The sequence below is a fragment of the Hyphomicrobiales bacterium genome (assembly GCA_039973685.1).
In the GTDB taxonomy this organism is placed as follows: domain Bacteria; phylum Pseudomonadota; class Alphaproteobacteria; order Rhizobiales; family JACESI01; genus JACESI01.
Genome location: JBDWKL010000026.1, coordinates 1 through 4,611 on the forward strand (window position 1 = coordinate 1; position 4,611 = coordinate 4,611).

General features: G+C 46.6%; 4 protein-coding genes and 1 rRNA gene. 3 read left to right on the plus strand and 2 right to left on the minus strand.

All coding sequences use genetic code 11. The features are described from left to right. A partial coding sequence (locus tag ABJO30_07750) for an AAA family ATPase (GenBank protein ID MEP3232707.1) occupies positions 1 to 696 on the plus strand: 696 nt, incomplete at its 5' end. A 62-nt stretch (positions 697 to 758) separates the two neighbouring features. Here the strand turns inward: ABJO30_07750 and ABJO30_07755 are convergent. Further along, complete coding sequence (locus tag ABJO30_07755) at positions 759 to 1,364, minus strand: hypothetical protein (GenBank protein MEP3232708.1); 606 nt, start codon at positions 1,362 to 1,364, stop codon at positions 759 to 761. A gap of 81 nt (positions 1,365 to 1,445) precedes the next feature. Beyond that, positions 1,446 to 3,461: a M23 family metallopeptidase gene (locus ABJO30_07760; protein MEP3232709.1), complete on the minus strand. Its 2,016-nt coding sequence runs from the start codon at positions 3,459 to 3,461 to the stop codon at positions 1,446 to 1,448. 496 nt (positions 3,462 to 3,957) lie between these two features. On the opposite strand from ABJO30_07760, the gene ABJO30_07765 reads away from it, so the two are divergent. Both ABJO30_07765 and ABJO30_07770 read left to right on the plus strand, forming a co-directional pair. Continuing rightward, positions 3,958 to 4,179, plus strand: coding sequence for a hypothetical protein (locus ABJO30_07765; GenBank protein MEP3232710.1), 222 nt, complete (start codon positions 3,958 to 3,960; stop codon positions 4,177 to 4,179). Between the two features lie 162 nt (positions 4,180 to 4,341). Further along, positions 4,342 to 4,611 (plus strand): 16S ribosomal RNA (locus tag ABJO30_07770); the annotation flags it as partial.

Here is a 4,611-nt window from a genome sequence, read left to right on the forward strand (position 1 = left end):
ATGTCTGAGTTCATGGAGAAACACTCCGTTGCTCGCCTTATCGGTGCGCCTCCTGGTTACGTCGGCTACGAGGAAGGTGGCGTGATTACGGAAGCCGTGCGCCGTCGTCCTTATCAAGTCATCTTATTTGATGAAGTTGAAAAAGCGCATCCAGATGTTTTCAACGTTATGCTCCAAGTGCTCGATGAAGGTCGGTTGACTGACGGGCAGGGGCGTACCATCGACTTTAGAAACACGCTGATCATTATGACATCAAACCTTGGCGCTGAATTCCTTGTGGGGCTAGGTGAGAGTGAAGATGTTTCCGTTGTCCGTGATGACGTCATGGGTATTGTGCGCGGTCATTTCAGGCCTGAATTCTTGAACCGTCTTGATGACATTGTCTTATTCGAGCGTTTGAAGCGCACCCATATGTCAAAGATTGTCGAGATACAGCTAGGGCGTTTGTCCAAATTGCTTGCTGACCGGAAGATTACCCTTGATCTTGATCAGGATGCACAATCTTGGTTGGCAGATAAAGGCTATGATCCTGCTTATGGCGCAAGACCCTTAAAGCGCGTCATACAACGTTATGTACAAGACCCGCTTGCCGATCAAATATTGGCTGGTGACATCTTGGATGGTTCGCGCGTGCGCGTGACTGCAGGCACAGATCGCCTCATGTTCAAACCAACCTTGCGAGAAGTCGCAGCTTAACGAGACAGAAAGAAGGGATGCCAGTTTGGTTTCCCTTCTTGTTTTTTGAACACCATTCAAAATCACTGATTTGCGTTGGCATAAGCTTTCATAAATTCTTCTGACGCCTGCACACCCTTCAACCAGATATTGACCGATTTAGAATGCTTGTCGCCTTGCGGTGTTGTCAGTGGAATAGAAACGCTGAGATGATTGCGCTCGCGCAAGTTTTTCAAAATGAAGTTTTTTTGCGTTTCGTCTTTGACGAAATACTCATTGATTGTGTTAAATCGGGTTTCCAATGATGTTGAAAATGACAAGTTGGCTCCATACCCACCATCAAATTGCATGGTCATAGGCCTGGAGTTATCTAGCTTAGTTTGATCGCCACCGGCATATGTAAATGAGATTTCCATTGCCCCAGTCACACGCTGGCGATGAAACCTAAAAGAATAGATGGGATATCCAATGCTGTTTGTCTCGGCTGATCCCGCAACCGCCCAGCAATGATCATAATAGGTGCCAAATTTTGCTTTTTCGGATTCTAGCTTTATGGGGCAAACGCCAAGCCATGCGCTGTTATATTCTCGCCATTCGCCAAATTTGTGTTTGAAAGGCTTCGCGCTGACGGATGAAATGCCTGTCGTTGCGATTGTGACCGCAAGTAAAGCGGTAATTGATTTGATCATTATGAACTCCAGAAAATGAGATTGCCCTTAATATGACGGGCAAGCTTATCTTAAGTGAGTGGGAATGAACGTGGGCTGAATCTAATTTGTTGTGTTGAATGCGAAGTCTCGGCTGGTATTGTCATCAGGCTCTTTGAGCAACTGATCAATCCGGTCACGTTCACGCTCAAATTCAGCAAGTTCGTTGCCAGAAAGCACACGACCACGTGGTAGACGAATACGCATCGGGTCAACATGGCGGCCATTGACGATTACTTCATAGTGGAGGTGAGGGCCGGTGGATAAGCCTGTTGAGCCAACATAACCAATGATCTGCCCTTGGCGCACCCGCACGCCAGACTTCATGCCTTTTGCAAAACGGCTCATATGCGCGTAACCGGTCTTATATCCATTGGCATGACGGATTTTGATCCAGCGGCCATAGCCAGAGAACCACTTAGCATCTTCAATCACACCGTTACCGGCTGCAAAGATAGGTGTTCCGCGTGGAGCGGACCAGTCAACGCCCTTATGCAAACGTGATGTACGCAGAATCGGGTGGCGTCGCCAACCAAAGCTAGAGCGGAACTTGGCGCGAGGAACGGGCTGGCGCATCAAGAACTTTTTCGCACTACGGCCATTCTCGTCATAATAGTCGACAACATTATCGTCGCCTGTCTTGAAGCGATAATAACGACGCTTCACACCATCCAGAGAAAGCGCGGTGTATAAGATTTCAGAATCTTCCGTCGCTTTTTCATCTTTAGGGTCGAGCGAATAAAACACTTCCATATTGTCTGCTGTTTTGGTGGACCGTCTAAAATCAACATCAAAAGCATAGATGCGAATGAGTTCACGTATTAATGGACGTGGTATTTCATGTTTTAAGGCAGTTTCAAAAATCGAACGATACGTACTTGTTTGTTTCGCTATGAAACTTGGAAGCTTAGGCTCTTCTCTTAGCCCCTGCGCTGATACAGGCTCGCGAGCAGGAACAAAGGTTCCATCATCTGCGCGTGCGATGGATGTAACGTGACGCCCGTCTTCATAGACACTGAAAACATCAGGAATAGATTTGTCTGGACCACCAGCGTAGCTCAATCTTACGCGGTGATTGGTATTAAGTGTTGTTTGTCCGAGCTCTTTTTGTAGGGCGACAACCACACCATCAACATTATCGACGAGGTCTAGATCTTCTTTGATCAGCCCGAAGACTGTCCGTTTCTTTTTAATATCGACTGTCTTGCTGATATCCGTAGAGGGAAGGCGGGCAACATTGTTGGTTTTTCCGACTGATGAAACATTCTCGGAACGAATAACGACGAGTTCATCAAATGGCCCAGCTACTTCTTTTTCTTCGCTAGGATTAAAGCGGTTTGGGTCGATATAGGCTATCGCACCCGCGCGGGCGAGAATTGTGCCATCATTAAGTGACGCTTTTAAAACCGGAAGTTGTTGGCGAATGCGTCCTTCGATTTCTTCATCAGAGAAACCTCTAACAGCTTGCACTTCCGCCGCATTATAAGGGAAGTCGATATCACGAATTTCGATTTCATCGTCGACCTGGCTCTCATAAAGAACCTCATCGTCACCTTTTTCGCGAAATTTAGAAGAGCCGGAGAAGATTGTTACCGGGTCAAAGTTTGGAATATCAAAATTGCGATCCCCTTCGCGCCTGCCTAAAGAGGCCGATAGGCGGGCAAAGGGTCTGGTTCTTACATGATTGCCTTCGGCTGTTCTTGTAAGAGTGCTGAGCCTTAAAACGCTTTGTTCTTTGGTTTCAGGCTTTGCAACAAGCGGGCGATCGCTCTTTTGTGCGAACTGCGCTGTGCTTGCATTTGCTGTTGCGGCTTGTTCGTCAGAAGCGGTGCCACTGTTGAATTGTGGGAATGAAAAAGAGATCTGTCCATCAACCGCAGCCATTAACGCGCCGCCCATCAAAACTATTGATGTCACGCCCGTAAGGATAGTGCCTGCTAACCAACGCAAACTTACATCCCGAGTATCAGGCGGCCCAGATTTACCCTTCTCTGTAGAAAGAGCAGGCATCTTTCCAAGCAGCACTTCTATATCGTCGCTATAAGGTGCTTTTGTTGAGGTGGTTTTTTCTGCGGTCATTAGGCTGGTTTTGCATTTCTCTCTATGGGCGTCTTATTGAGGGCGCCTTTAGGTGTGGTGAGTTGTGTAAGCGATCCTTACTCGAGCTCATAACATCGTTGTGGGTTCATCTATCATATAAGGCTGCGTAGATAGCGTCGATTACATGTCTGTACATAAAGCGGCACATAGGACTGTAATCTCAATCTCCCCCAAATTCCATCTCAGTCATTCGCAGGAATATGTACTACACGATTTCGCTCTTCTTCACTAGCTGAAATTTAATGCTGAAAAACACTCTATATATAGCTCGTCTTTCCCCTCTAAAAATGCCCCTTTGATGACTATGAATTCTGCATTCAAAATTCATGTGTAAATAATGTGTTCTTTTCTGGGCTTAGGGGAAATGGTGCAGTGCATTTCTCCTTTTATTTCAGACAGAAATGGCGGAAATCCTCAGGTTTGGCAGGGTGTGGAAAAAAAATGCAGTTTTTTCGAAAAAAATTGGAAAAAGCGTTTGACAGTTCACCCATGCTCGGCCTATAACCCGCTCACCGAACGACGGGGCGGCCAACACCGCTCCAAACACTCGGTCATCCAAACAGAGACACCACTCGCAAATGCGGAAGCGGTCTTTGGTCGATCAGAAAGCGCAAGCGATTTGATCGGACGATTTCTCAACTTGCAAAGGTTAGAAATCAGCTCTTTGAAAATTGAATATGAAGAAAGAGAAACGTAGACGGCGAAGGCCTTGCGGAACCAATTCGTTGGTTCACAATGACTTTGACGGTCGTACGTTTCTTTTGTGACACACCATTATGAACTTCGGTTCATAACGATACAAACTTTGTTTGTATACTGTGTGTCCTCGTCAAATGTACGACAAGTCAGATCAAATTTTCAACTTGAGAGTTTGATCCTGGCTCAGAACGAACGCTGGCGGCAGGCTTAACACATGCAAGTCGAACGCACCTTCGGGTGAGTGGCAGACGGGTGAGTAACGCGTGGGAAACTACCTATCAGTACGGAACAACAGTTAGAAATGACTGCTAATACCGTATACGTCCTTCGGGAGAAAGATTTATCGCTGATAGATGTGCCCGCGTTAGATTAGCTAGTTGGTGAGGTAATGGCTCACCAAGGCGACGATCTATAGCTGGTCTGAGAGGAT

Bases quoted from the DNA above. Each gene is read 5' to 3' on its own strand.
- ABJO30_07755 (MEP3232708.1), bottom strand. From the start codon at position 1,364: ATGATCAAATCAATTACCGCTTTACTTGCGGTCACAATCGCAACGACA.
- ABJO30_07760 (MEP3232709.1), bottom strand. From the start codon at position 3,461: ATGACCGCAGAAAAAACCACCTCAACAAAAGCACCTTATAGCGACGAT.